Annotated in this window: 24 protein-coding genes; 12 read left to right on the forward strand and 12 right to left on the reverse strand. The window is 53.6% G+C overall.

Annotated features, from left to right (window positions below; translation table 11 throughout):
- Position 1: 1 nt before the first annotated feature.
- Complete coding sequence (locus TREBR_RS06030; protein WP_013758312.1) at positions 2–709, reverse strand: SIMPL domain-containing protein; 708 nt, start codon at positions 707–709, stop codon at positions 2–4.
- 158 nt (positions 710–867) lie between these two features.
- Positions 868–2889 carry a methyl-accepting chemotaxis protein gene (locus tag TREBR_RS14640; RefSeq protein ID WP_013758313.1) on the reverse strand — a complete coding sequence of 674 codons (2022 nt, stop codon included), beginning with the start codon at positions 2887–2889 and terminating at the stop codon, positions 868–870.
- Between the two features lie 91 nt (positions 2890–2980).
- Here TREBR_RS14640 and murC point away from each other — a divergent pair, with 91 nt between their 5' ends.
- Positions 2981–4498: a UDP-N-acetylmuramate--L-alanine ligase gene (murC, locus tag TREBR_RS06040; protein WP_013758314.1), complete on the forward strand. Its 1518-nt coding sequence runs from the start codon at positions 2981–2983 to the stop codon at positions 4496–4498.
- A gap of 44 nt (positions 4499–4542) precedes the next feature.
- Positions 4543–5424 (forward strand): YicC/YloC family endoribonuclease, encoded by an 882-nt coding sequence (locus TREBR_RS06045; protein ID WP_013758315.1) that lies wholly within the window; start codon positions 4543–4545, stop codon positions 5422–5424.
- A gap of 105 nt (positions 5425–5529) precedes the next feature.
- Here the strand turns inward: TREBR_RS06045 and TREBR_RS06050 are convergent, their stop codons facing one another.
- Entirely contained in the window at positions 5530–5943 is a 414-nt protein-coding gene (locus TREBR_RS06050; protein WP_013758316.1) for a hypothetical protein, read from the reverse strand.
- Between the two features lie 112 nt (positions 5944–6055).
- Between TREBR_RS06050 and TREBR_RS06055 the strand changes: the two genes are divergently transcribed.
- The 10 genes from TREBR_RS06055 (at position 6056) to TREBR_RS06100 (ending at position 16734) form a co-directional block, all read left to right on the forward strand.
- Positions 6056–7099 (forward strand): aldose epimerase family protein, encoded by a 1044-nt coding sequence (locus TREBR_RS06055; RefSeq protein WP_013758317.1) that lies wholly within the window; start codon positions 6056–6058, stop codon positions 7097–7099.
- A 130-nt stretch (positions 7100–7229) separates the two neighbouring features.
- Entirely contained in the window at positions 7230–7862 is a 633-nt protein-coding gene (locus TREBR_RS06060; protein WP_013758318.1) for an ATP synthase subunit E, read from the forward strand.
- Complete coding sequence (locus tag TREBR_RS06065) at positions 7863–8408, forward strand: DUF2764 family protein (protein ID WP_013758319.1); 546 nt, start codon at positions 7863–7865, stop codon at positions 8406–8408.
- Entirely contained in the window at positions 8405–10174 is a 1770-nt protein-coding gene (locus TREBR_RS06070) for a V-type ATP synthase subunit A (RefSeq protein WP_013758320.1), read from the forward strand. The genes TREBR_RS06065 and TREBR_RS06070 overlap by 4 nt, the downstream gene beginning before the upstream one ends.
- A 2-nt stretch (positions 10175–10176) precedes the next feature.
- Positions 10177–11475 carry a V-type ATP synthase subunit B gene (locus TREBR_RS06075; RefSeq protein ID WP_013758321.1) on the forward strand — a complete coding sequence of 433 codons (1299 nt, stop codon included), beginning with the start codon at positions 10177–10179 and terminating at the stop codon, positions 11473–11475.
- A gap of 12 nt (positions 11476–11487) precedes the next feature.
- Positions 11488–12114 carry a V-type ATP synthase subunit D gene (locus tag TREBR_RS06080; protein WP_013758322.1) on the forward strand — a complete coding sequence of 209 codons (627 nt, stop codon included), beginning with the start codon at positions 11488–11490 and terminating at the stop codon, positions 12112–12114.
- Between the two features lie 8 nt (positions 12115–12122).
- Positions 12123–14072, forward strand: coding sequence for a V-type ATP synthase subunit I (locus TREBR_RS06085; RefSeq protein WP_245523740.1), 1950 nt, complete (start codon positions 12123–12125; stop codon positions 14070–14072).
- Positions 14073–14096: 24 nt separating this feature from the next.
- Complete coding sequence (locus tag TREBR_RS06090) at positions 14097–14516, forward strand: ATP synthase subunit K (protein WP_013758324.1); 420 nt, start codon at positions 14097–14099, stop codon at positions 14514–14516.
- A 14-nt stretch (positions 14517–14530) separates the two neighbouring features.
- The gene (gene ispG / locus TREBR_RS06095; RefSeq protein ID WP_013758325.1) at positions 14531–15622 is read left to right on the forward strand and encodes a (E)-4-hydroxy-3-methylbut-2-enyl-diphosphate synthase; all 1092 of its coding nucleotides are present in this window, start codon (positions 14531–14533) and stop codon (positions 15620–15622) included.
- Entirely contained in the window at positions 15619–16734 is a 1116-nt protein-coding gene (locus TREBR_RS06100; RefSeq protein ID WP_013758326.1) for a hypothetical protein, read from the forward strand. The genes ispG and TREBR_RS06100 overlap by 4 nt, the downstream gene beginning before the upstream one ends.
- A gap of 23 nt (positions 16735–16757) precedes the next feature.
- On the opposite strand, the gene TREBR_RS06105 is transcribed toward TREBR_RS06100, so the two are convergent.
- The 9 genes from TREBR_RS06105 to TREBR_RS06145 form a co-directional block, all read right to left on the reverse strand.
- Positions 16758–18263: a BamA/TamA family outer membrane protein gene (locus TREBR_RS06105; RefSeq protein ID WP_013758327.1), complete on the reverse strand. Its 1506-nt coding sequence runs from the start codon at positions 18261–18263 to the stop codon at positions 16758–16760.
- Positions 18263–19711: an undecaprenyl-phosphate galactose phosphotransferase WbaP gene (wbaP, locus tag TREBR_RS06110; RefSeq protein ID WP_013758328.1), complete on the reverse strand. Its 1449-nt coding sequence runs from the start codon at positions 19709–19711 to the stop codon at positions 18263–18265. Before wbaP ends, TREBR_RS06105 begins: the two co-directional genes overlap by 1 nt.
- Before the next feature lie 70 nt (positions 19712–19781).
- Positions 19782–20540 carry an anaerobic ribonucleoside-triphosphate reductase activating protein gene (locus TREBR_RS06115; protein ID WP_013758329.1) on the reverse strand — a complete coding sequence of 253 codons (759 nt, stop codon included), beginning with the start codon at positions 20538–20540 and terminating at the stop codon, positions 19782–19784.
- 7 nt (positions 20541–20547) lie between these two features.
- Positions 20548–21087 (reverse strand): anaerobic ribonucleoside-triphosphate reductase, encoded by a 540-nt coding sequence (nrdD, locus tag TREBR_RS06120; protein WP_013758330.1) that lies wholly within the window; start codon positions 21085–21087, stop codon positions 20548–20550.
- A gap of 87 nt (positions 21088–21174) precedes the next feature.
- Positions 21175–23295 (reverse strand): ribonucleoside triphosphate reductase, encoded by a 2121-nt coding sequence (locus TREBR_RS06125; protein ID WP_013758331.1) that lies wholly within the window; start codon positions 23293–23295, stop codon positions 21175–21177.
- Positions 23288–23752 carry a transcriptional regulator NrdR gene (nrdR, locus tag TREBR_RS06130; RefSeq protein WP_013758332.1) on the reverse strand — a complete coding sequence of 155 codons (465 nt, stop codon included), beginning with the start codon at positions 23750–23752 and terminating at the stop codon, positions 23288–23290. Before nrdR ends, TREBR_RS06125 begins: the two co-directional genes overlap by 8 nt.
- Before the next feature lie 236 nt (positions 23753–23988).
- Positions 23989–24678, reverse strand: coding sequence for an energy-coupling factor transporter transmembrane component T family protein (locus TREBR_RS06135; protein ID WP_013758333.1), 690 nt, complete (start codon positions 24676–24678; stop codon positions 23989–23991).
- Positions 24669–25445 carry an energy-coupling factor ABC transporter ATP-binding protein gene (locus tag TREBR_RS06140; protein ID WP_013758334.1) on the reverse strand — a complete coding sequence of 259 codons (777 nt, stop codon included), beginning with the start codon at positions 25443–25445 and terminating at the stop codon, positions 24669–24671. Before TREBR_RS06140 ends, TREBR_RS06135 begins: the two co-directional genes overlap by 10 nt.
- Positions 25442–26011: a biotin transporter BioY gene (locus TREBR_RS06145; protein ID WP_013758335.1), complete on the reverse strand. Its 570-nt coding sequence runs from the start codon at positions 26009–26011 to the stop codon at positions 25442–25444. The genes TREBR_RS06140 and TREBR_RS06145 overlap by 4 nt, the downstream gene beginning before the upstream one ends.
- Between the last annotated feature and the right edge of the window lie 50 nt (positions 26012–26061).

The raw sequence follows: 26061 nt of genomic DNA on the forward strand, positions 1-26061 counted from the left end.
TTTATTCAAGTTCATAAACGGAGCGGACCGTAACGGTGATATCCGTTTTTCCCGCGCTTACCGGAGTAACACCCGCAGCGTCGGAAGCCATCAGTTTTCGATTGCTCAAATACAGCGGCTGATTGTAACTTTCTTCGGCAATGGTGAGAATCTTGCCGAGTTTCGCACCGGACGATTCGGCGAGCAGCCGCGCCGCCTGTTGTGCCTGTACTACCGCCAGTTTTCGGGCTTCCTGAACGGCTTCTTCCGTGTCGGACGCGCTGAACGAAAGCGACGACAGTTCGTTCGCACCGGCACGGATCGCCGCGTCGATTATATTGCCGGCTGCCGTGATTTCCGTCACGGTAACGGTCAGCATGTTTGACACGCGGTACTCGCCGGGAATGCTTTTCCCGTCGGAATACGTGTTTTCCCGATAAATATTGTAATTTGAAGTTGAAAACGAATCTTTACTTATGCCGGCGGCCTGAATGGCGTCCTGAACTTGCGCCATCAATTTGGCGTTTTCGGAAGCGGCTGCGGTAACCGATCCGTCTCTGGTAACGACCGACAGCTGGATGGTCGCCGTGTCCGGCAATACGGAAACGGCGCCGCTGCCGGTTACGCTGACCGTTCGCGGCGCGGCGGACGGCTGCCGTGCGGTACACGCTCCCAGTAAAAAAACGGCGCACGGAATGCAGAAAAAGTACGGAAGTATTTTCTTGTTCATAATATCTCCTCAGTAAAATTGTTTTTACGGAAACACCGATTGACGATAAAGTTGCAATGCAGACTGCAAAAAATACCGAATCGGTACGGTGCTTACCGCTGGAACCGGACTCGAAACCGGGCGCCGCGAGAGCGTATCACGCGTTCGCCCGATACGGGTTAAAACTCTTCAAAATCACTGTCGCTTACATCCGCCGGCGGCCGTTTTACCGCCGCGTAATTCGCACCGGTTCCGACGGGCTTTGCCGCGGGTTTTACGGCTGCAGGTGCCGTACGTACAGCCGGTTTTACTACCGGCTTTGCGGCCGGTGTTCCCGTAAGTCGTACCTCCGCAGCTGCCGGCGCAGGTACCGCCGCTGATCTTACGGTTGTCGCCGTTTTATAGAAAGACAGCTGCTGCATCAGTTCGGCGGCGCTCGCGGACATTTCTTCCGCCATTGCGGCCAGCTGTTCGGATGCGGATGCGTTTTTCTGTACGACCGAGTCCAGCTGTATGATCGCCTGATTGACTTGCTGCGCGCCCGAATCCTGTTCTTTGCTTGATGCGGTAATTTCATCGACGAGCGAGGCTGTTTTCTCGATATTGGGAACGACGTTGTCGATCAGCGAACCTGCCTGTTCTGCGGCGCCGACCGTTCTGAGAGACAATTCGCTGATTTCACCGGCGGCGATTTGACTGCGTTCGGCGAGTTTTCTGACTTCGCTTGCAACGACTGCGAACCCTTTTCCGGCTTCACCGGCGCGGGCCGCTTCTATCGCGGCGTTGAGCGCCAAAAGGTTCGTCTGACTTGCAATGTCTTCAATAATATTGATCTTTGCCGAAATATCTCTGATTGCGCCGACCGCTTCGTGTACGGCCGTGCCGCCGGCTTTGCTGTCGTCGGCAGTCTGTTTTGCAATGGAACTGGTATTGACGGCGTTTTCCGCGTTGTGTCTGATATTCGCCGCCATCTGTTCCATCGTTGCGGACATTTCTTCGGTAGACGCCGCCTGTTCCGAAGCTCCGGACGACAGCGTCTGACTTGAAGCTGAAATCTGATTCGCCGCGTCGTCGATCTGCGTCGCCGTTACTTCGATTTTACCGACCGTATTGCTGAGCGATTCGTTCATCGACGTCATAGTCCGTCCGAGATGCCCGATTTCGTCTTTGCGCCGGGTTATCAGCCGCCGCTGTTCGTCCGTAATATGGGATTGCACCAAATCGCCGTCCGTGATCGCCGTACATATGTCCAGCAATACCGTTACCGGCTGCGTCAGCTTCGTCGCGTACACGGCGCCTGCGGCAATGCCGGCTCCGATCAAGCAAAAGGACGACAGCAGTAAAACCGTTCTCATCGTATCGATGATTCCGGTGAATTCTTTGGACGCGGCCCGGCAGACGATCGTCCAATTCTGTCCGTTTACCTGCTCGTAGGCCATGATCCGTTTTTCGCCGTTGTACGTATACGAACCGACTCCCGATTCGCCGCTGCGCATTCTTTTATGATACGCGGCCAATTGCGCGAGAGTTTTGTCCGTTTTGGCGAGTTCTTCGATATTTTCACCGTCCATGACCGCCTGAATGTTGCTGTCGCCGATCGTATTACCGGTCGTGTTGCTTAAAATGTAGGGCGATCCGGTTTTGCCGATCGTTATTTTCGACGCAATCGTAGACAGCGTGGCGCCTTTTTTGTCAAGACTCAATACGCCGGTGATTCTGCCGGCGGCGTCCCTGACGGGAGTCGCGATCATCAGTACCAGCGAATTGTCGACGCTGCTGACGGAAGGATCGGCTACGTACGTGCTGCCTTTCAGCGCTTCTTTAACGTATATGCGGTCCGCCAGTTCAAGAACCGTTCCGTCGGAACGGACGGTGTGCCCCGAAACGTCGCTGAGCAGAAAATACTGCCAGTCGTCGTATTGATCGAGTTCTTCCTGCAGCAGCCGCGCGCGCTGTTCCAGCGGTATCACCGCGTTCGTAATATCGGGACGGCGCGCTATCGTTTCAAGCAGACTGGTTTCTTTTTTTACAGCGGTTTCAATGTAATCCGCAACGACCTTCGCGGTCATTACGAGGTCACTGTTAACGGTATCGGATACGGCATTGCTCGAAAATGCGTACGAAATTGTAAAGAAAATGGAACATACGCAAAAAATTACTATTGCAAAAATGGTTATCAATGCGGTTTTGATATGTTTCACCAGGTACCTCCGATTCAAGTATAATGTTGTCAGTATAACAGTAATATTTACGGTTGTAAACAAATATGAAATCGTATAATATGAAAATATTATGAATACTTACGTATTGCCTCCGGATTTGAACGGAATTCACATACACTGCGTCGGCATTAAAGGAACGGGGATGGCCGCTCTGACCGAAATCATGGTTTCGCGCGGTGCGGTGCTTACCGGCAGTGACGTCGCCGACGTTTTTTATACCGACGCGATTCTGAAAAAATGCGGCGTCGCCGTGATGCCGTTTTCTGCGGAAAATATTACGGATCGCATCGATTGCGTCGTGTATTCTTCTGCCTACGATCGCAGGACGAATCCCGATCTGGCCGAAGCCGACCGCCGCGGCGTACCGGCGCTGCTGTATTCGGAAGCGCTGGGGCAGCTTTCGGCGGCGGCGTACAGCTGCGGGATTGCGGGCGTTCACGGTAAAACGACTACGACGGGGCTTGCCGGTACCATTCTGCACGAATTGGCGCTTCCCGCCCAAACGCTTGCCGGCAGCGTTATCGCTTCTTTCGGCCCGGCCGGCGGGGACGGCTCCTGTACGCTCACCGACGGGCACACGTATTTCGTTGCGGAAACGTGCGAATATCAGCGTCATTTTATGGCGTTTCACCCGCAGAAAATCATCCTGACCAGCGTGGAAAGCGATCATCAGGATTACTATCCGACTTACGAATCCATACGCGACGCGTTCGTCGAATACGCGCTCAAGCTGCCGAACGGCGGCGAACTCATTTACTGTGCCGACGATGCCGGAGCTGCCGAAACGGCGCGTTCGGTGAGTTCCCTCCGTCCCGACATACTGCTGACGCCGTACGGAGAGCAGGCGGCCGGTCCGTTCTGCGTAACGTTCGGCGACGTCCGCGACGGCAGGCAGTATTTCAGTCTCGCCGGATTCGACCGTTCGTTTTATCTGTGCATACCGGGGCGCCATTTGGTCAGAAACGCCGCCGCCGCCGCCGCGCTCGCGTGCGGACTGCTGAAAGAGCAGTTGCGTTCCGAAGGCGTTTCCGCTGAAGCGACGCCGGCGCACGTTTTTTCCGCGCGAACGGCGGAAAAGCTGGCTGCCGCTTTCGCCGGTTTTCGCGGCGGACGGCGGCGCAGTGAAATCATCGGCACCGCGGGAAACGTCGTTTTTATCGACGATTACGGGCATCACCCGACGGCGGTGCGGACGACGCTCGACGGATACCGCGCGTTCTATCCGGGACGCAAACTGGTGGTCGATTTCATGTCCCACACGTACACGCGGACTGCCGCGCTGCTCGACGAGTTCGCGCAGTGTTTCGGCGCCGCAGACGAAGTGATTCTGCATAAGATTTACGGTTCTGCGCGTGAAAACGTCAGCGAAACCGGGATTACCGGCGAAACGCTGTTCGGGCGGACAAAGCGTTTTCACGCGAACGTCCGCTATTATGCGGAAATCATGGATGCGCACGATGATCTGTACCGCGAACTTTCGTCACCCGATCCGGCGTATCCGGCGGGCACCGTGTTCGTTACGATGGGTGCGGGTGACAACTGGAAAATCGGCAAACGTCTGTACGACGAATTGAAAAACATAAAATAGGATGCGCGCCGTGTACGGTTCCGCACGTTTTCGGGAGAATAATGATGACTAGTATGACAGGGTATGCGTACGTCGAAGAAACGGGGGAAACGTATACCGTTTCGGTTGAAATCAAATCGTACAATTCCCGCTTTTTGGATTTGACTATCAATCTGCCGTCCTTTTTGGGACGCCTTGAAACCTTTTTCCGTGAAAAAATCACCCCGTCGGTACTGCGCGGAAAAACGGACGTGAGCATCCGCATCCGCGAAGAAACGACCGACACCCGCGTATCGGTTGATACGGCTGCCGCGCGCGCGTACGCGGACGCCATAGGCCGGGTTGCCGAAGCGCTCGGCCGCGGTGATGCGAACGGTGCGGCCGGCGTTCCGCTTTCGCTTATCGTTCAACAGGAAGGAGTGCTCGTCAGCCACCGTGAATTCGATCTGGAATGCTACCGGACGCTTATCGAACCGGTGTTTACCCGCGCGCTCACCGCGTTCATTGCGGATCGCCGGCGTGAAGGCGAAAATCTGCGGACGGACTTGTTCGCAAAGATTGCGGAACTGGACGCCGCCGCGGCGTTTTTTGCAGAGTGGCAGCCCCGTATGGAATTGCTGTTCAGGGAATCGATAACGCGCCGTTTTAACGAATTGCTCGGAGATGCCGCCGATCCGCAGCGCGTAATGACCGAAATTGCGGCCATGCTCGTAAAATATACTATTAACGAAGAAATCGTGCGGCTGCAAAGTCATCTTGCGGCGCTCAAAACCGAACTTGCCGAAAATCCCGCGCCCGGCCGCAAAATAGATTTTATCTGTCAGGAAATCAACCGCGAAATAAATACGATCGGGTCAAAAAATCAGTTTCCGGAAGTGGGGGCGATGGTCATTACGGCAAAAAACGCGCTTGAAAATATCCGTGAACAGGCGCGGAACGTGGAATAAGGGAAACGTGGAATAAAATCGTGCGGGCCGGTGTTTCCGCGGCTTGCGGCTGCGGAAGCCGGTGTGCGGGAAACAGTTCAAATCGCAGAACGGTTCGTCGGCCGTTCAGGTCCGTTTTTCGTACCAGGCTTTAATCCGTGAAAACGCGGCCGTCAGCGCCTGCAGTTTTTCCGCCGTTTCCGCTCCGCCGGTTTTCCGCAGCGGTTCGGCTTCGGGCGGTTCGGCCGTATCGGGGTGAATCCTTTTCAGCGCGCGCGCGTACGCCGCCCGTACGCGGCGGAATTCCGGAGCGGCCGGTAAACCGGCTTCGTTTTTGTCAGGAAGCAGTCCGAGCCGTGCAAAGTCGGCCGTCAGTTTGGGCGGAACGGTGCGCAACTCTGAACCGGGGAGGGAATCATCCGCGTTTTCCCCGTTTTCCCGATTTTGTTTCCGAGGCGGACGTTCGCGCCGCGGCGGCAATTCTCCTGTTTCCAAATACGAATGCAGCATATCGCCGAGTTTGTCATATATGCTTTCCATATCCGTTCAGTATGCAGCGTGATTTTTTCCTTGTCCAGACGAAAAATGGGATTTTTCCGGTTTTTACATTTTTTTTGCTTGAATTATTACTGAAATCGTATATAATTTACTCATGAAAATAAATAAAAGAAAATACGGTCTTCTTTCCGACGGAACAAAAGCTTATTTATATACTATAGACAACGGCGGCATGTCCTTTTCCGTGACGAATTACGGATGCGTTGTTACCAGTATCGTTCTTCCCTCCAAATCGGGAAGAAAAGACGATATCATTCTGGGACCGGCGACGTTCGGCGGCTTGGTCGATTCTACGGCCTGTTACGGTTCGTTCGTCGGCCGTTTTGCAAACCGTATTTCCGGCGCCCGCTTTTCGCTCGACGGTACCGAATACGTGCTCGATAAAAACGACGGAGAAAATTGTCTGCACGGCGGCTATTTCCGCTGGGATAAACAGATCTGGGACAGTGAAATCGTCGAAACGGCGACCGGCTCCGGCGTCCGTTTTACGCGTACCAGTCCCGACGGCGAGCAGGGAATGCCCGGCACGATGCAGGTGGAAGTAACGTATTTGCTGAACGAACACGACGAGTTGGTCATGCATTACGATGCGGTCTGTGATAAATCCACTCCGGTTAATTTTACCAATCACAGTTATTTCAATTTGAAAGGGCAGGGGGCCGGAAATATCGGCAATCACGTGTTTACGATAAATTGCGATTCCTATCTGGAAGCGGACGAGCATCGGATTCCCAGCGGAAAGATTCTTCCGGTGGAAGGAACCGTGTTCGATTTCCGTGCCGGGAAGGCCATCGGTCCGGGCTTGGAAACGGGCGACTTCAACGGCGCCGCCGGCTACGACCACTGCTACTGCATAGAACGCAAAAAAGGCAAACTGCAAAAGTTCGCTTCGGTTTACGAACCGGATTCCGGAAGGACGATGACCGTCTCTACCGACCAGCCGGGCGTGCAGCTGTATACGGCGAATTGGATAGAAGGCGATCAGGGCAAAAACGGTATGTACTATCGGAACCACGGCGGGTTTTGTCTTGAAACGCAGCAGTATCCCGACGCCCCGAACAAACCCGAATTTCCCTGCTGCATTCTCAAAGCCGGTGAAAAATACGGTACGACGACGATATACGGTTTCTCCTGGTAGTGCGACGGTTGACTTTCAGGCGCGGGAACGTGTATTTTTTATGTATTGAAAATTTTCGGCAGCATCGGCCGCTGAAAACAAGTATGTGCTGATAAAATTGATATTGTAATATTTTTATTGAGGTATCGTGATGGACGTGCAATTACAGGAATTGATCGATAAGATCAAGAAAGACGGAGTCGCTTCCGCCGAGAGTTCCGCCGCGGCGATCGTTGCCGATGCGGAAAAAAAGGCTGCTGCGATCATAGCTGAAGCAGAAGAAAAAGCGGCAGAAATCGTTAAAGCCGGAAAATCTGAAACCGAGCGTATGGAAAAATCGAGTATCGATGCGATCCGTCAGGCCGGACGCAATTTGATTCTGTCGTTCCGCGACAGCGTGAGCGCCGAACTCGACGCACTCGTTTCGTCGGCGACCGCCGCAGCGTATTCCGCGGATATGCTTAAAACGCTCATTCCGGAAACCGTGAAAGCCTGGGCCGCTGATACCGGCGCGGAAAACGTTTCCGTTCTTTTGAGCGCGAAAGATCTGGCTGCCTTGGAAAGCGGTTTCAAAGCGGCGCTTAAAGACGAATTGTCCAAAGGACTCGAATTGAAAGCGGACAAGACGCTCGACGCCGGTTTCCGGATCGGAACGAAAGACGGCGCGGCGTATTACGATTTTTCGGCTGAAGCGGTTGCGGACCTGTTTTCGGCGTATCTTAACCCCAAGACGGCGGCGATCATGAAAGAAGCCGCCGCCGGTTCTTTTGAAGGAAAAAATTAAGTGGGCACCTGGTATTATCTGCTGTCGCAGCTGCCTTCTTTTTCCGTAACGTCGGAACGCGCGCCGCTGCCGGTCACAGAAAAATACTTTCTCGAACTCTGTTCCCGTTTTCTTGATGCCAAAAGCATGAAGATTTTGGAGTCCGTTTCACTGGAACCGCCTCGAAACGGTCGGAAAACGGGTTCCGCGTTTCTTGACGCCTGGTATGAGACGGAGCGCGAACTGCGGTGCGCGCTTGCCCGCATCCGTGCGCTCAAACTGAAAAAAGAGTTCGATATGTCCGACGTGTCGGTTCCGCCCGATATCGCGCAGATAGCGCGGACTGCGTGCGGAATGGACAGTCCTCTGGCGGCCGAGCAATATTTGAATGAAGTCCGTATAAATATGATCGACCGTTTTGCGCCGCTGGACGCGTTTTCAACCGACGCCGTGTACGCATACGCGCTCAAACTGAAACTCGCACTGCGGATGAGATCGTTTTCGGAAGAAGCGGGATCGGCTTCCTATCGGACGATATATGACAAGATACTTGGAGAATCAATATGACGGATACAAAAGGAAAAGTAGTCGCCGTCAATGGAAACATGATAAGCGTTGCGTTCGACGGTAATGTTTCATTGAACGAAGTAGGCTACGTGACAGTCGGCGGCAAAAGCCTCAAGAGCGAAGTAATTCGTATCCGCGGCGGAAAGGCTCAGCTGCAGGTATATGAAATGACGAAAGGTATCAGTACCGGTGACGAAGTTACGTTTACCGGCGATCTGCTTTCCGTAGAATTGGGACCGGGACTGCTCGGTCAGGTTTTCGACGGACTGCAGAATCCGCTTCCGCAGCTTGCCGAAAAAGCGGGGTACTTTCTGGAGCGCGGTATTTATCTGGAAGCGCTTCCCGGTGAAAAAGTGTGGGAATTCTCTCCGATTGCGAATCCGGGCGACACGGTGCGCCGCGGCGACGTGCTCGGTTCTGTTCCCGAAGGCCCGTTTACCCATAAAATCATGGTTCCGTTCGGCATGTACGGAACGTATAAAGTTAAATCGATAAAACATTTCGGCGAATACAACGTGCACGATGAAATCGCCGTTCTCACCGACGAAAAAGGCAAAGACATCGATATTACGATGAGTTTTCAGTGGCCGGTAAAACGTGCGGTGGACTGCTACGCCGAACGGCTCAAGCCCGAAGAAACGATGGTTACGAAAGTCCGCCTCATCGATACGTTTTTTCCGGTTGCCAAAGGCGGTACATATTGTATTCCCGGTCCGTTCGGTGCGGGTAAAACCGTTTTGCAGCATACGACGAGCCGCAACGCCGACGTGGACGTGGTAATCGTCGCCGCGTGCGGCGAACGCGCGGGTGAAGTAGTTGAAATATTGAAAGAATTCCCCGAACTGACCGATCCCCGGACCGGCCGGTCCCTGATGGAACGCACGATCATTATCTGCAACACGTCGTCCATGCCGGTCGCCGCGCGCGAAGCTTCGGTATACACCGGCGTAACGCTCGCCGAATATTACCGGCAGATGGGACTGCACGTACTGCTGTTGGCGGACTCGACGAGCCGCTGGGCGCAGGCTTTGCGTGAAATGTCGGGCCGTCTGGAAGAAATTCCCGGCGAAGAAGCGTTCCCCGCGTACCTTGAATCGTACATCGCTGCGTTCTACGAACGCGCCGGCGTCGTCCGGCTGAGCGACGGTTCGATCGGTTCGGTTACGATCGGCGGTACGGTATCGCCCGCAGGCGGTAACTTTGAAGAACCCGTTACGCAGGCGACGCTGAAAGTCGTCGGTTCGTTCCACGGTCTTTCTCGCGAACGTTCCGACGCGCGTAAATATCCGGCCATCAACCCGTACGATTCGTGGTCGAAATATACGAGCGTCATCCGTAATGATTGGGTCGATTACGCGCGGAGCTGTCTGTTCCGCGGTGCGGAAGTCGGTCAGATGATGAAAGTCGTCGGTGAAGAAGGAACGAGCCTTGAAGACTTCATTTTGTATCTCAAAAGCGAATTCCTCGACGCCGTATATTTGCAGCAGAATTCGTTCGATGAAGTCGACGCCGCCGCGGACGTGGAGCGCCAGACGTACGTGTTCAAAAAACTGCTGAGCGTGCTCGGCGCCGATTTCGCGCTCGACTCGAAAGACGACGCGCGCGCTTATTTTAACCAGCTGCGCCAGAAATTCATCGACTGGAACTACAGTGCGTGGATGGGCGGCGACTTCAAGAAAAACGAAGCAGGTATCGACAGTCTGTACGCGTCCAAAAAAGGATCGCTGACTGCCGCCGCACGGGCTTTGCTGAAGGACGGTGAATAACCATGAACAAAATATACAGTAAAATAGAATCGATCAGCGGAAGCGTCATTACGGTTCGCGCCGACGGCGTCAAATACAACGAACTTGCCGAAATCGAAACCGCGTTCGGCACGTCGCTCGCCGAAGTGAACCGTATCGACGGCGATCTCGTTTCCCTGCAGGTTTTCGCCGGCGGCCGCGGTGTTTCCACCGGTGATAAGATCCGTTTCCTCGGCCGTGAAATGCAGGTGTGCTTTTCGGAAAATCTGCTCGGCCGCATTTTCAACGGTTCCGGCGCTCCGCGCGACAAAGGTCCGGCGCTCCGCGACAATCCGGTTGAAATCGGAGGTCCTTCGGTAAACCCCGCGAAGCGCATTATGGCGCGCCGCATGATCCGTACCGGTATCCCGATGATCGACATGTTCAATACGCTCGTCGTTTCCCAGAAACTGCCGATTTTTTCCATTTCGGGCGAACCGTACAACGAACTGCTGGCGCGTATCGCCATGCAGGCGGAAGTCGACGTCATCGTTCTGGGCGGTATGGGGCTCAAATACGACGATTATCTGTATTTCAAGAACACGCTTGAAGAAGGCGGCGCGCTCAGCCGTACCGTCATGTTCGTGCACACCGCCGCCGATCCGACGGTGGAATGCCTTAAAATTCCGGATATGAGTTTGGCCGTTGCCGAACAGTTCGCGCTTCAGGGCAAAGACGTTCTGGTTCTTTTGACCGACATGACGAATTTTGCGGATTCCATGAAGGAAATCGCGATCACGCAGGAACAGGTTCCGTCGAACCGCGGATATCCGGGCGATTTGTACAGTCAGCTGGCTTCCCGGTATGAAAAGGCCGTCGATTTCGACGACGCCGGTTCGGTAACCATTCTCGCCGTTACGACGATGCCCGGAGACGACGTTACGCATCCGGTGCCCGACAATACCGGGTACATTACCGAAGGTCAGTTTTATCTGAAAGGCGGCCGCATCGAACCGTTCGGTTCGCTTTCACGTCTGAAGCAGAACGTCAACGGCAAGACGCGCAACGATCACCGCGCGCTTATGGACGGCATGATCCGCCTGTATTCGGCGTACAAAGATACCCTCGAAAAGAAATCGATGGGATTCATGATGTCCGAATGGGATGAAAAACTGCTTAAATACGGCGAACTGTTTGAAAAGGAATTGATGGCTCTTTCGGTCAACATTCCGCTTGAAGGCGCGCTCGATAAGGGATGGAATATCCTCGCTTCGTGTTTTAACAGTGAAGAAACCGGTATCAAATCGGAACTTATCGAGCAATATTGGCCGGTAAAAGCCTAAAAGGATACGCTGATGGCGACAATTAAGCTGACGAAAAACGAGTTGAAAACGCAGAAAGACGCGCTGAAAATGTATCGGCGTTATCTTCCGACGTTGACGCTCAAAAAACAGCAGCTTCAGACAGAGATCCGCACGATTGACGCCCGCGTTCAGGAAGTCCGCGCGCGCCGCAAGGCGCTGGAAGCGGAATTTGCCCAATGGATTGCCGTATTCGGGGAAAGCGACGCTTTTACGCCCGATATGGTGACCGTGCGCAATATCCGCAAAGGAACCGGCAACATTGCCGGTGTTACGATTCCGATATACGAGGGCGCCGACTTTTCGCGCGGCGACTACGACTTGTACGCGACTCCGCTGTGGATCGATCTTGCGGCGGATCGTATGGAACAGGCGCTGTCGCTCGATCTCGAAGCTGAAGTACTTGAAGAACAAGTCAGGTTACTGCTGATAGAATTACGGACTACGACGCAGCGCGTCAACCTGTTTGAAAAGGTCAAAATTCCCGAAACTAAAACGAATATCAAAAAGATTTCGGTTTATTTGGGTGACCAGCAGGTTGCAGCCGTTGTCCGCGGTAAAATTTCCAAAAAGAATCTGGAAACCGCGGCGTCAAAGGTTGAAACGGAGGCTGCCGAATGATAGTGCCAATGAAAAAGGTTTCTTTCGTCGTGTTGGAAGACCAGCGTAAAGAAGCGTTGAAAAAATTACGGAAACTCGGCGTGGTGCATCTTGAACAGTTGCAGGGCAACAGCGACGAATTGGCGGCGTTCCGCGAATCGTATGTGAAAGCCGAGAGCGCGCATATGATTCTGTCGGAAATAAAGCTGCCGAAAAAAGCCGCCGCTTCTTCCGCAGCCGTACTCGATCGGACTTCCGCACTTGCAAAGGCGGAAGAAGTCATCGCACTGGCCGAACGCAAAAAACAGTGTGCGGAACAGATTGCGGCGGACACGGCGGAACTTGAACGGTTTTCCGCCTGGGGCGCGCTTTCCGCTGCGGATTTCGCGTATCTTGCGGAAAAAGGCATCGTGCTTACGATGTATGAGATTCCCCGCGACGCGTACGCCGCCATTCCCGATACAGTGGAGACGGTGCTGGTCAACGAAGACAAGGCCCAAACGCGGTTCCTGACGGTTCAATATGAAAAAACGCCGGGTACCGCGATAGCCGGCGGAAGCTCCGGCATCGCTTCTGCGGATGCCGGAGCCGGACGTCCTTCAGATCTGCCTGCCGAAGCGTATCAGGTGCCGATGATCCGCTCTTCATCTGCGGAACTGAAATCGGAGATTGCGGCGCTTCGTGCGGAAATCGCGGCGATTGAAAAATCGCTGACCGCTTCCGCCGTCTATAAGGACGATCTGACCAGGTTCTGCCTGGATATGGAAAAAGATATCGAATTTGAAAACACGTATTCGGGTATGGGACGCGACGGCGCGGAATCGGCAGAACAGCCGTTCGTACCGTTGGCCTGGCTGACCGGATACGCGCCGGTCGAAGATATTTCCGCCGTCAAATTCGCCGCGCAGGAAGAAAACTGGGCGCTTTCGATATCGGATCCGGCTGAAGAAGACGAAGTGCCGACTAAACTGAAAAACAACAAACTGGTCAGCTTGATTTATCCCGTTTCCGACTTTTTGGGAACGGTTCCCGGTTACCGCGAATACGATATTTCAGGCTGGTTTCTGCTGTTTTTCAGTATTTTCTTCGGTATGATATTCGGAGACGGCGGATACGGTCTTTTGATGGTGCTGGCAGCGGTTTTTGCCGACGTTGCGGCGCTGGCGAAAGGCAAGAAAATTCCGCCGGCGTACAATCTGCTGCTGCTGCTCGGACTGTTCACCATGGGATGGGGAACGATCACGTGCACTTGGTTCGGACTGACGCCTGCTCAGCTGCCTTCGTGGCTTGCAGGAATTTCGTTCAAACCGTTGTCGAACGCGTTTGCGGCGGCGTCTCCCGAAAACGAAGCGCTGGTCAAGCAGAATCTGCAGATATTCTGCTTTATGCTTGCGCTCGTGCAGCTTTCGATTGCGCACCTGAAAGGCATCGTCAGATATATCCGTTCCCCGAAGTGTTTGGGCGAATTGGGATCTTTGCTGATGCTGTGGGGCATATTCTTCGTCGTACTGAATATGGTCGTAAAATTGGACGTATTTTTCGGTATAGAAACGATGGGAACGTCCGTTTTGGCCGTAATCGGTTCGGGATTCGTGCTCAGCTTCGTATTTTCAAATTACGACGGAAATCTGGGTGCGTCCATTCTGGAAAGCTGCAAAAATATCGTTTCGGTCTTGCTCGGCGTGGTAAACGTATTTTCCGATATCGTGTCGTACATCCGCCTGTGGGCGGTAGGGCTTGCCGGCGGCGCCATTTCGGCGACGGTAAACAGCATGGCGGGGCCCACGCTCGGCGGCGCGCTCATTTTTGTGGGCGTACTGCTGCTGGTGTTCGGGCACGGGCTGAATATGATATTGAACGTGTTGTCGGTAATCGTTCACGGCGTCCGTTTGAACACGCTGGAGTTTTCCAGCCATTTGGGCATGTCGTGGTCGGGATTCGCTTATAAGCCGTTCTGTGAATCGGCTGAAAATAAATAATGACGTATTGAATAGGAGTATACTATGATTGGAATGTTTGGTGCAGCTTGTGTTCTCGGCATTGCGGCGATAGGATCCGCAATTGGTATTGGTTATGCAGGTCAGGCCGCCATCGGCGCCTGGAAGCGGTGCTATATGAACAACAAACCGGCTCCGTTTATTTTGACGGTTTTTGCCGGTGCCCCTTTGACGCAGACCATTTACGGATTTTTGCTGATGCAGAACATGATTGCGTCCGAAAAAGACGGTGCGTTTCTGCTGGCGCTGGGTATTTTTTCAGGCCTTGCCATGGCGGCTTCCGCCGTTTTCCAGGGAAAAGCCGGTGCCGCGGGTTCCGACGCGCTCGGTGAAACGGGAAAAGGTTTTGCGCAGTACATCATGGTCGTCGGTTTGTGTGAAACGGTCGCACTGTTCTCCATGGTTTTCTCGATGATCGTGTGCTAAGGGTGTGTGCCGCCATGAACGATACGCGTACGGTGTACGTCGGCGGTTCGGGCAAAACGAAGCGGATCGGTATCGGGGGCGCTGCTCCCGTATCGATTCAGACAATGTGGAAAGAGGGCATTAGCGGCGTTTTGAACGATCGTGATGCCCTTTTTTCCGTTATCGGCCGTATCGAACAGCTGGGCGCGCTCGGCTGCGATATTCTCCGTTTCGCCGTCCCCGATGAAGAAAGCGCCGACGCGCTGGTGAAAATTGCGTCGGAAACCGAAATGCCGCTCGTTGCGGATATCCATTTCGACTATAAGCTCGCGCTGCGATGCCTTGAAGGTCCGGTTGCGAAGATCCGCATCAATCCGGGGAACATCGGTTCAAAAGACCGCGTCGCCGCCGTCGTAAACCGCTGCCGGGAAAAAGGCGCCGCAATCCGAATCGGCGTCAATGCCGGAAGTTTTCCGCGCGATATTGCGGAAGCCGTCGCGGCCGGCCGTATGACGCGCGCCGAAGGACTCGCCGAAACGGCGGTGCGCGAAGCCGCCGTGTTCGACGAACTGGGGTTCGATCAGGTCGTCGTGTCCATGAAGGCGTCTTCCGTACGGGAGACGATAGAAGCGAACGAAGCGTTCGCCGCCGCGCACGATATACCGCTGCATATCGGTGTAACCGAAGCGGGACCGCTTATCGGCGGCATCGTCAAGAGTACGCTCGCGTTCAGCGCGCTGCTGGAACGGAACATCGGCGGCACCGTCCGCGTCAGTCTGTCTTCATCGCCCGAAAACGAAGTGCTTACGGCGCGTGAAATACTTCGGGAAACCGGAAAACGTCCCGGCGGCGTTAAAATAGTTTCGTGTCCGCGCTGCGGCCGAGACGGATTCGACGTTCACGGTTTCGTTGCCAGATGGCAGAACGAATTGATGGCGCTCGACAAGGATATTACCGTCGCCGTTATGGGCTGCGTCGTAAACGGTCCGGGTGAAGGAAAACACGCCGACATCGGCATTACCGGAGCCGCCGGAAAAGTGATGATTTTCAAACACGGAAAAATAGTGCATACGGTTCCGGAAGAATGTGCCGATACTCTATTCAGAAAGGAATTGTTAAGCCTGTGAAATCCGCGTTACGCCGACTGCTGCCGTGTATCTGTATTATTTTCGCATTTCAGGGAACCGTTCTGTCTGCCGAGGCATCACTGTTTCGGAAGCCGGCGCGTATTCTGCACGATGCCGAACTCGCTTTTAAAAACGGGCAGTACGGCACGTCGCTGCGTCTGCTCGGAGAAGCGAAAGACGCGCGTATAAACGAATGCACGGCGGCGGTCGAAATGCTGGAACAGGCGCTGAGTCCGGTGCAGGTTCAGAATGCCGGTGATTCCATTTCCGACGTCGTTGCCGTTTTACGCGCGCGCGACGTATATGAGGCTTCCGATCTGATCGAATACGTTTCGGCAATACACGGACTCGATTTCTTTGATAATTCGGTAAAATCGCTCATTGCGTATATTCGGAAAATGTCCGCGTTTCCCGAAGCGGAGTATCTGACCGGAAAGATTTACGAACTCGAAGGCGAAAACGATTTGGCGCGTTATTACTATTCGCTCGCCTGGGAACACGCCGATACGCTCGATATTCCCGGCCAGAAATATGATATTTTATACGATATGGCCGGATTGTCGTATAAAACGGCTGATGCGGACGGATGTGAAAAAGCGCTTTTGCTTATATTGGCCGACGATCCGTATTACACGGATACCGCGCTTACCGAGGCGCTGTTTTCTTCCGTGCGGAAAGGATATGCGGCGGATAAGTTTTTTTCGTTATACCGGACGGATTGTTACCGTTCGATTCCCGCGTATTACAAACTGACGGAATTATACGCTGAACAGGGGCGGAGCGAAGAAGCGTGCAAATCGTCGATGCTCGGCGTGCTGACTGCACTGACGCGAATGTATTCCATCGTTCTGCAGCGGAACACGGAATATGAATACGTGTCGCTCGATAATTTCTGTGCGGAGGCGATGAAATATCCCGACATCGCCGAATGGAGCGTGCAGACCGGTTTTTGGAACTGCCTGTACCGTTTTGCCGGCACCGCACTCGAAACGTTTCCCGAAAACGCGGATTTCAGCCGCAGCTTTCTGCAGCTGATGCAGACGTGCGCGCCGGAACCGTATTGGCGGCAGCTTGCTTCCCGGCTGCTGCTCGGCGCGGGCTCGCCGTTTTAAGCCAGCCGAGCGCCGCCCGTGCGCTAATAATGCAGTCCGATTCCGATTTCGATTTCAGGTCCTTTGCTGGTTCGCCATGAAGCGGAGGAGAGTTGCCGGCTTACGTCGAAGCCGACGCTTCCGCGCACCTGAATGCTTCTCATTTTAGTCGGATATACGACGACTTCAAGCCCTGTGCCGATAAATCCGTCTTTCGGATTCAAAAGCGAATCTTTCGCGGTATTCCGTATCAGCGCAACGTCGATAAACGGTGCAAACTGCAATTCAAAGTCAAAATATCTGAAAAACGACGGCATGTCCCGCTTGAAAAGGGCTTTTCCCCAGCCGAGCCAGTCGGTTTGGAGTATTTTGACCGGAATATCCAGATTAAGGCAAACGGCCGCAGCCGTTTCCGTTTGACCTTCGTTATAGTTTTTGCTGTCGTATACGCCGCGGATGCGTGAACCGATATTTTTGGTTCCCGTATATTTTTTGTCGAACACGTCGTAATAGGTGTACGCGTACAGCCGGGACGCGATTCCCGCGTATTTGAAAGCGTAAAAGCCTTTTACTTCCGCCGAAATCGACGGAATGAAAGAAAACGAATCGAAGTTGTAATCGAAGTTCTGCGTAACGGATCCGGTTATTCCCTGTCTGAAATTGCCGTACCAGTTTACGCTTCCCGCCGAAATCGTGTGACCGACGGCCAGCACCGGACCGGTCAAATCCGGATGGAATATTCCGTCTGTATCCCAATTGTACGTAACGGACGTGTACGGTTTCCATATGATTTTATCGAGTAACGACGAAGACCGGTACAGCGTGAACGGTGCGTCGAATCCGGCGTATTCGGTAAAGTACAGTTCGTCGCCGGTACTCTTGTAGTCGAGATCCTGATTGATTTTCTGCTTGAGCGTGAGCGACAGCGTAACGAATTTAAAGGGAAACGCCATGCTCATTCCGGTCGAAAAATTGAATTCGGGCCGATCGGCGCCGATCGTGTACGACAGCGACGAATCCGTTTCCCATTTTGCATCGAAAACGCCCATACTGAACGGAATGGCGAACGAAAGTCCGGTGCTCAGAACGTTGTCATTGCCTTCGTTTTCCTGCGAAAATACGATTTCAAAATCGAGCGGCTCCATCGATCCCCAAAAATTGAAATCCTTTACTTTCAGTTTGAACGAAAAACCGTCGTTTGAATTGTATTTGGGATACGGAAGCGGCAAAATGCTCCAGGTGTCTTTCGCCGTGATCAGCAGCGTAACCGGCAGCGTGCCGTTTTCATCAGCCTCGGCCGTCGTATACGTAATTTCCGATTCCTGCAGGACGCGCTGATTGACCAGTACTTGCTTCAGATGTGTCAGATACATTTCAAACACTTCTTTGGACGAAAACACGACGTTTTTGCGTATGTCGAGATTCTTGTTGAGCGCGTATTCTCTAGTGCGCCCGATAATATCATATTTGACGTCGACGATCCGATACTGTTCCGCCGACGCAAAAAACGCGCACAGCACGGCCGCAACGCTGCATACTATTCTTTTCATTAATAAGCACCTTTTCCTTTGAGCACAACCCAGACTGTTTTTATGATGATCCAGATGTCGAGCCAAATCGACCAGTTCTGAATATAATACGTGTCGAGCAGAATCCGTTCTTCGTATCCGGTATCCGATCTGCCGGAAATTTGCCACATGCCGGAAAGTCCCGGTTTTACGGATAAAATGAAATCCGCGTTCGCACCGTATTTTTCGAGTTCCGGTTCCGTCACGGGGCGCGGACCGATAAAACTCATATTACCGCAGAGAATGTTCCATAATTGCGGTAATTCGTCCAAACTGGTATTGCGCAGCAGCTTTCCGATTTTCGTTACGCGCGGATCGTTTTTGAATTTGCGGTCTTTTTCCCATTCGGCACGCATTTCGGGATTCGTGGCAAGAATTCGCTCCAGCACTTCCTGAGAATTGGTTATCATTGATCGGAATTTCCACGTCGTGATCGGTTTTCCGTTTTTACCGACGCGTTTATGCCCGTAAAAGACGGGGCCGGGAGATGAAATCTTTATGGCGACCGCGATGATCGCGGTTATGAGAAGCGTCGGTACGGCGGCTATCAGCAGCAACAGCAGATCCATGCAGCGCTTGAGAAACAGACTGCCTTTCCGTGTCAGATTATGGGTGGTGGAAAACCCTATGATGCCGTTGAAATCACGGACGGACGACGAAATTGTCCTGATATGCTGATTGTACGGAATGGCGACGGTATACCGGTACAGATGCATGATAACCGAATATAATTTGTTGTCCGTAATCACGCTGTCGTCCGCTTTTTCAATAAGAATCGCCGTCGTTATTTTCAGATTCTTGATTATCTGGTGAATTTCCGCCGAGGGTTTCATTACGGGAATGCCGAAAAACATGTCCTGATCTTCGGTTTTGTTCGGATCGATAATCAGTACCGGTTTATAGCCGAGTTCGGGATGCCTGAGCAGACGTTCCACGATGACGTTTTTATTTTCGTCAAAGCCGTATATGACGGCCGGTACGCCCCAGAATTTCCGTTTGGAAAACAGCAGCCGGGCGACTTGCCGGCCCGCGGGCAGAAAAACGCACGAAATCGGCACTGCACACAATAAGGCAAAACTGATCGCTCCCCGTCCGTCCGTTTCAACGGCGATGGAAAGGGCGATGCCGGTAAAACAGAACGTCGACGTGACCGAAAAACGCCGGACTTCGTCGGCCGGAGACAGTACGATTCCCGGGTACAGCCTTGCCGCGTAAAATACCGCGATAAACGCGGGCAGATATACCCAGTACGTCACGAATGATCTGAAATTGATAAAACTTTGGTTGATGAGGTTCAAGATGAAAAAACTGGTTCCGATGCTGAGCATGATTACGAGCAAATCTATTGCCAATAACGCGATGCCCGAAAAAAAAGAACTGGTATGCTTATAGCGATTGGAAAACCATTCAGGAAATTCGTTGGGTTGCATGGAAAAAGTATATCCCGTTTTCGGTATATTGTCCAGTAAGCTCGGATGCAGCCGAAATTTACGTACCGCTTTATCTCAATTCGGCACCGGGAATTATCGTGCGGGCTTTTGCAATGAGCGCCGCCGTTTCGCTGTCCAAAAACGGTGAGATTTCGTCGTACGAAGGATCTATGCAGCCGCCCGGTTTGAAAGCGGCAAATTTCCAGGCGGCGTCGGCGGGAAGCATCCGGGCGATGCGCTCGACGTCCGCTTCGGTGATAAGCGGCGGAACCAGTACCGTCCTGAATTCCCTGCGATCCGCCGGCAGCGCCGAAACGAGGCGTACGGATTCTTCTATCTTTTCCGCCGCATTCGCCACATTTACCGCATTCGCCGCATTTACCGCATTCGCCGCGTTGCCGCCGGACGTGCAGAGCCCGTACTTTTCCGGAGACGTTTTGACGTCGAGCGCGACGAAATCGGGACACAGCGCCGGCGACTGCAATAGGTGCGAGAGCCGTTCCGGCAGCGTACCGTTCGTGTCGAGCTTTATTTTATATCCGAGGGCGCGCGCCTGCGTAATCAGATATTCCGTCACGGGCGACAGAAGCGGTTCTCCGCCGGAAATGACGAATCCTGTCAATACGTTTTTGCGTTTTTCAAGGTGGGCGAGTACTTGTGAAGCGGAAACCGCGTCTTCGGGAAGCGCGTTTCCGGTAACCAGTTCGGTATTATAGCAGTACGGGCAGCGCAGGTTGCAGCCGCCCAAAAACAGGGCCGCCGCAACCCGTCCCGGAAAATCGACGAGACTGGTTTTTACCAGAACGCCGATGCGGGTTTCCGTATTCATGCGGACGTCAGACCGCCGCCGCTACCGGTTCAAATACGGCTGCAAGTTCCGCCGTATTGTGCGCACGTGCGATTTCGGTTCCGTCCGAGCCGTACAGGATAACGGTCGGTGCGGAAAACACGCCTTTTTCGGCCGCTTTTGCCAAACCGTCGCTCGTATCCACGTCGATGACGGTTCCGGCAACCGCACAGTGCGCCATGTAGTCTTTTACCGGCGGGCAGTTCGGACACGTTTTGCGCGCGTAGAATTCGTACGAAGCGGGCGCGTCCGACGCGAGTGCGGCGGAAATTTCGGAAATTACCGGAACTTCGTTCGCACAGCCGCAGCCGGAATCCGCTTCGGTAACCGCGTAAGAATCGGTATATACGAACTGTTTGCGGTGATTGTATTCGTCGCGTTTTCCCTTGTTCCAGTTCCGAACGGAGCGGTAATATCCGACGATGCGGGCGTATACTTCCGTTTCGGATCCTTTTACGTTTGCAAGCGCTTCTTTTGTCTGCGCGATTTCCGCTTCAACGGCGGCAAGCGTTCTTTTTGTCGTAGCCATGGAATCATTCCTCCCAGATATATTCCGTATTATTTACACGCTAAATATAGCGTGTAAATTGTTTATTGTAAAGTACCGGGCGCTATTTTACTGCGCAGGTTCTTCATTCGCAAGCAGCGTCCGGCGTTCTTCTTCAAGACGCGCGAGCTGCAGGTTCAGTTTCTGCTCGGCTTCGGCCTTGCATTTGGGACATTCAAACTGTTCGCCGTTCAGATATCCGTGGATGCGGCAGACGGAGAACGTCGGCGATATGGTCAAATACGGGATCCGGTAATTCGCCGTAACCGCTTTTACCAAATCGCGGCACGAGTGCCAGTCTTTGATCGCTTCTCCCATGAACGTGTGGAACACCGTTCCGCCGGTATATTTGGTCTGCAGCGATTCCTGATGGTCGAGCGCTTCAAATATGTCGTCGGTATAATCGACCGGCAGCTGGCTCGAGTTCGTATAGTACGGATCGTTTTCACCGGAAGTGATGATATCCGGAAACTGCTGCCTGTCGTGCCGGGCGAGCCGGTACGACGTGCTTTCCGCAGGCGTCGCTTCAAGATTGAACAATTCGCCGGTCTGTTCCTGATAGTCGGCGAGCCGCTGACGCATATGGTTCAGCACTTTTTCGGCGAACCGTTTGCCTCTTTCGTCTACGATGGTGCAGCCCAAAAAGTTCTGACAGCATTCGTTCATTCCGCACAATCCGATCGTGTTGAAGTGATTGTTCAGCGTGGAAAGGTAGCGGCGAGTGTAGGGGAACAGCCCTCCGTCGAGCAGCCGCTGTATGACCTTGCGTTTGGTGCACAGACTTTCTTTGGCCAGATCCATCAGATAGTCGAGGCGTGAAAAGAACTGCTGTTCGGTTTTCGCAAGATAGCCGATCTGAGGCAGGTTGATCGTAACGACGCCGAGCGAACCGGTAAATTCGTCGGAGCCGAACAGACCGCCGCCTCGTTTGCGCAGCTCGCGCTTGTCGAGCTGAAGCCGGCAGCACATCGAGCGGACGTCGCCGGGATTCAAATCGGAATTGACGAAATTCTGGAAATACGGCGTACCGTAGCGGGCGGTCATTTCAAACAGCAACTGCGCGTTCGGGCTGTCCCAGTCGAAATTTTTGGTAATATTGTACGTGGGAATGGGATACTGGAAACCACGTCCCGCCGCGTCGCCTTCTATCATCAGTTCGATAAAAACTTTGTTGATGACGTCCATTTCCTGCTGGCAGTCGCCGTACGTAAAATCCATTTCCTTACCGCCGACGACGGCGTGCTTGTCGCGCATGTCTTCAGGCACGTTCCAGTCGAGCGTAATGTTCGTAAACGGCGCCTGAGAACCCCAGCGGCTGGGCGTATTGACGCCGTAGATAAAACTCTGGATGCACTGGCGGACTTCTTTTTCTTTCATGCTGTCTTTTTTGACGAACGGCGCGAGATACGTGTCGAACGAACTGAACGCCTGAGCGCCGGCCCATTCGTTCTGCATGATGCCCAGAAAGTTGACGATCTGGTTTACGAGCGTGGACAAATGTCCGGCAGGCGTAGACGTGATTTTATCCGGCACGCCGCCGAGTCCTTCGGCAACGAGCTGTCTGATGGACCAGCCGGCGCAGTAACCCGAAAACATCGACAGGTCGTGAATATGGAACGCCGCCGTTTTATGCGCCGTGGCGACTTCCCGTGAATAAATGTTTTTGAGCCAGTAATTTGCGGTGATCGTACCCGAGTTGTGCAGGATCAGCCCGCCCAATGAAAAGTTAACGTTCGCGTTTTCGTTGACGCGCCAGTCGGACTGGCTCAGATAGCCGTCCATCGTGGCGTTGATGTCGAGCATCAGGTTTTTGGTGTCGCGGATCGCTTCGTGGCGCGCGCGGTACAAAATGTACGCTTTCGCAATCGTAACGGCGTTGTTTTCTATCAAAACGGTTTCAACGATATCCTGAATCTCTTCGATGGCGGGGATCGAATGTTCGTGCCGGCCGGCCATCATGAGGCGTAAGCGGTCTTCCACCGCATCCGTCAGCTGTTCCGCTTTGTCCGGATCGGGCCGTTTTTCGACCGCGGTAATCGCCTTGCCGATAGCGGCGCTGATTTTAGAACGGTCGTAATCTTCGACTTCTCCCGACCGCTTTACGACATGCTTGACGAACAGAGCCGTATCGCCGTCTTTTTTGGTTCCGAGAAAGCTCCTCCATTCCGGAAACACCGACTGCTCATTCATTACATCCTCCCAATTTATTTACTTCAGTTATGAATTCTTCAAGATTTTCAAAGTGCCGGTATACCGACGCAAACCGTATGTACGCGACCTTATCGATGGCGTGCAGTTTTTCAAGTACGAGATCTCCCAATTCGGCGGTGGAAATTTCGCGCGAAGTCCGCCCCTTGATAAGGGCGGCGTCTTCGATCTCGGATACGATGTTTTCGATCATGGTCGACGAAACCGGCCTTTTTTCAAGCGCGCGGTCGATTCCTTTTTCAAGTTTCGACCGGTCGAACGGCTGTCTGCGTCCGTCGCGTTTGACAACCATAAAGGGTTTTTCTTCGATGCGTTCGTAACTGGTGAAGCGGTAGCCGCAACTGACGCATTCTCGGCGGCGGCGGATGCTTTCACCGGTGCCGAGCGCGCGCGATTCTATGACTTTATCGTCCAGACTGCCGCAGTACGGACATCTCATACTTGTTTTTCCTTATACTATAAGAGAATATTCAACCTCAGCGCGACTCGTAAAACGCTGCTGTATATAGCGGACTGTAAGCTATGTATATAGCATACTACACTATATATGTAATGGCAATAGGGAAAAATGTAAATACTGAAAAAAAAGTTTTTTAAATTTCCGGAAAAAAGCGGTTTCACTTGCAATTGATATTGACATAAAAATGGTTCTGTGTTACGCGCCGGTTGCGAAATTCATGCTTCCGGTGCGGAACGGTTTTTTGCGGCAAAAAAGGATTTTTCGGCTTCGGTCATGCATACGGAAAAAAGTACCGGCAGCAGCGTTTTCATTTTTGCAATACCGTTTTTTCCGCTGCGCGCTTTCCACGCCCGCTCGATTTTATTCCATGAGGCGAATACCCGCGGTATGAACGTAATGAACAACGCGATAAGGCCGGCGAACGCGGGATCCGGCGGAACGCGGCGGCCGATCACGGGAATTGCGCGCAGTACGGAACGGATCGTCGTTTCGATGAGGGAAAGACCGTCCTGCAGTTGTACGGAAGTCGTCGTTTTAAACAGAAGCGAAGACACCTGCATGGTCAGCAGCAGCCGAAGCAGCAGCAGCGCGGTGTCCCGCCGGGGTATCAGAACCGCCGCACTCACGTGTGCCGGCGCGGTTTCGGCGATGTTCGTAAAAACGGAAACGGCGTACATGAAATACAGATAGAACAGAATCGGGCGGACGTCCGCCGCCTGTTCCCGAAACGGAAATCCGCTGAGCCGCAGGACGAGCGCCGTGACTGCGATTGCGGCCGCGCAGTACGGTATTTCCAGTCGGAATATCAGCCAAGTCGCCGGACACAGACTCAGCAGTTTGATCCACGCCGGAATGCGGTACGGAACGCCGCTGCCGCGGCTGTAGCGGAAAATGGTCAGTTCCATAGCAAATCCTGCAGGCGGGCGTACGAGTGCAGCGGATTTCTGATACTCCACGATTCAAGCGGCTGCGCCAGGCCTTCTTCCGGCGTTCCGTCGAATACGAGCGTTCCCCGGTGCAGAACAAGAAATCGTTCGGCGAGCGCGAGGCATTTTTCGAGTTCGTGCGTCAGTATCAGAACCGTTTTGCCGTCCCGTTTGAGCGCCGTTATCAAGGCGTTCACCTGCTTTACGCCGGCGTAATCGAGGTTCGCGTACGGTTCGTCGAATATGAACACCGGCGCGTCCACGGCAAGAATTCCGGCCGCGGCGAGCCGCCGTTTTTCTCCGCCCGACAGCGTGCGGGCCGGAAAATCGGCTTTTTCGGTCAGTTCGACCGCCGCGAGCGCGTCCTGCACGCGGCGCGCGATCAGTTCTTTCGGCAGTTTCAGATTTGCCGGTCCGAAGGCGACGTCTTCGCGCGGCGTTTCGCCTAAAATCTGGGTGTCCGCATCCTGAAACACCAAGCCGACTCGCTGCGAAACGCGCACGACGCCGGCCGTCGGTTCGGTAAGTCCTGCGATGATGGACATGAGCAGACTTTTTCCCGAACCGTTCGCGCCTCCGATCACGGCGCATTCTCCCTGCCGGACGCAGAAAGACACGCCGTCGAGCGCGGTGTACGTTCCGTCGGGCGCGAGTTCGGATTTTTGCATTCTGAAGCGCTTGGTTATATTGTCCAGCGCAATGACCGGTTGCCCGCAGTCCGTATCGTGTGTCGCCATGCGCGTCATTCCGCGTCGGGATTCATAAAGCGCGCCGCTACGGGACGCAGTTTTGCGGCGAGCGGAACCATGATGATCAGTTTTACCGCGTCTCCGGGCAAAAACGGAACGACGCAGGCGGCAAGTGCGGTAGCGAGCGGTTTTGAGGTAACGTGCATGAATTGCAGAATTCCGGGTACGTAGACGACGGCAAAGCCGGCGAGTCCCGCAAGCGATAGTTTTACGATATTTTTTACCGTAAACGGCTTTTCATCCGCTGCCGGGCGTCCGGCGATCAGACCGCAGACGAGCGCCCCGATAAAATAACCTATCAGAAAGCCGCCGGTGGGACCGGCCAATACGGCGAAGCCGCCTTTGCCGCCTGAAAATACCGGTACGCCCAACGCGCCCGCGGCCAAAAACAGACCGACTGCCGCCGCACCCTGCGGCAGTCCGAACAGCGCGCCCGCCATAACGGCGAGCATGTTCTGCAGCACGATCGGAATCGCTCCGACCGGAACGGCGATAAAGCAGCCGACGCAGATGATGGCTGCGTACATTGCAACGAAAACGGAACGGCGAGAATTGACGGTCATATTGGACTCCTTAAAAACGGTATAATTGTTAACTTGATTTGTGCTTGTTA

Source organism: Treponema brennaborense DSM 12168, from assembly GCF_000212415.1.
Lineage (GTDB): Bacteria > Spirochaetota > Spirochaetia > Treponematales > Treponemataceae > Treponema_F > Treponema_F brennaborense.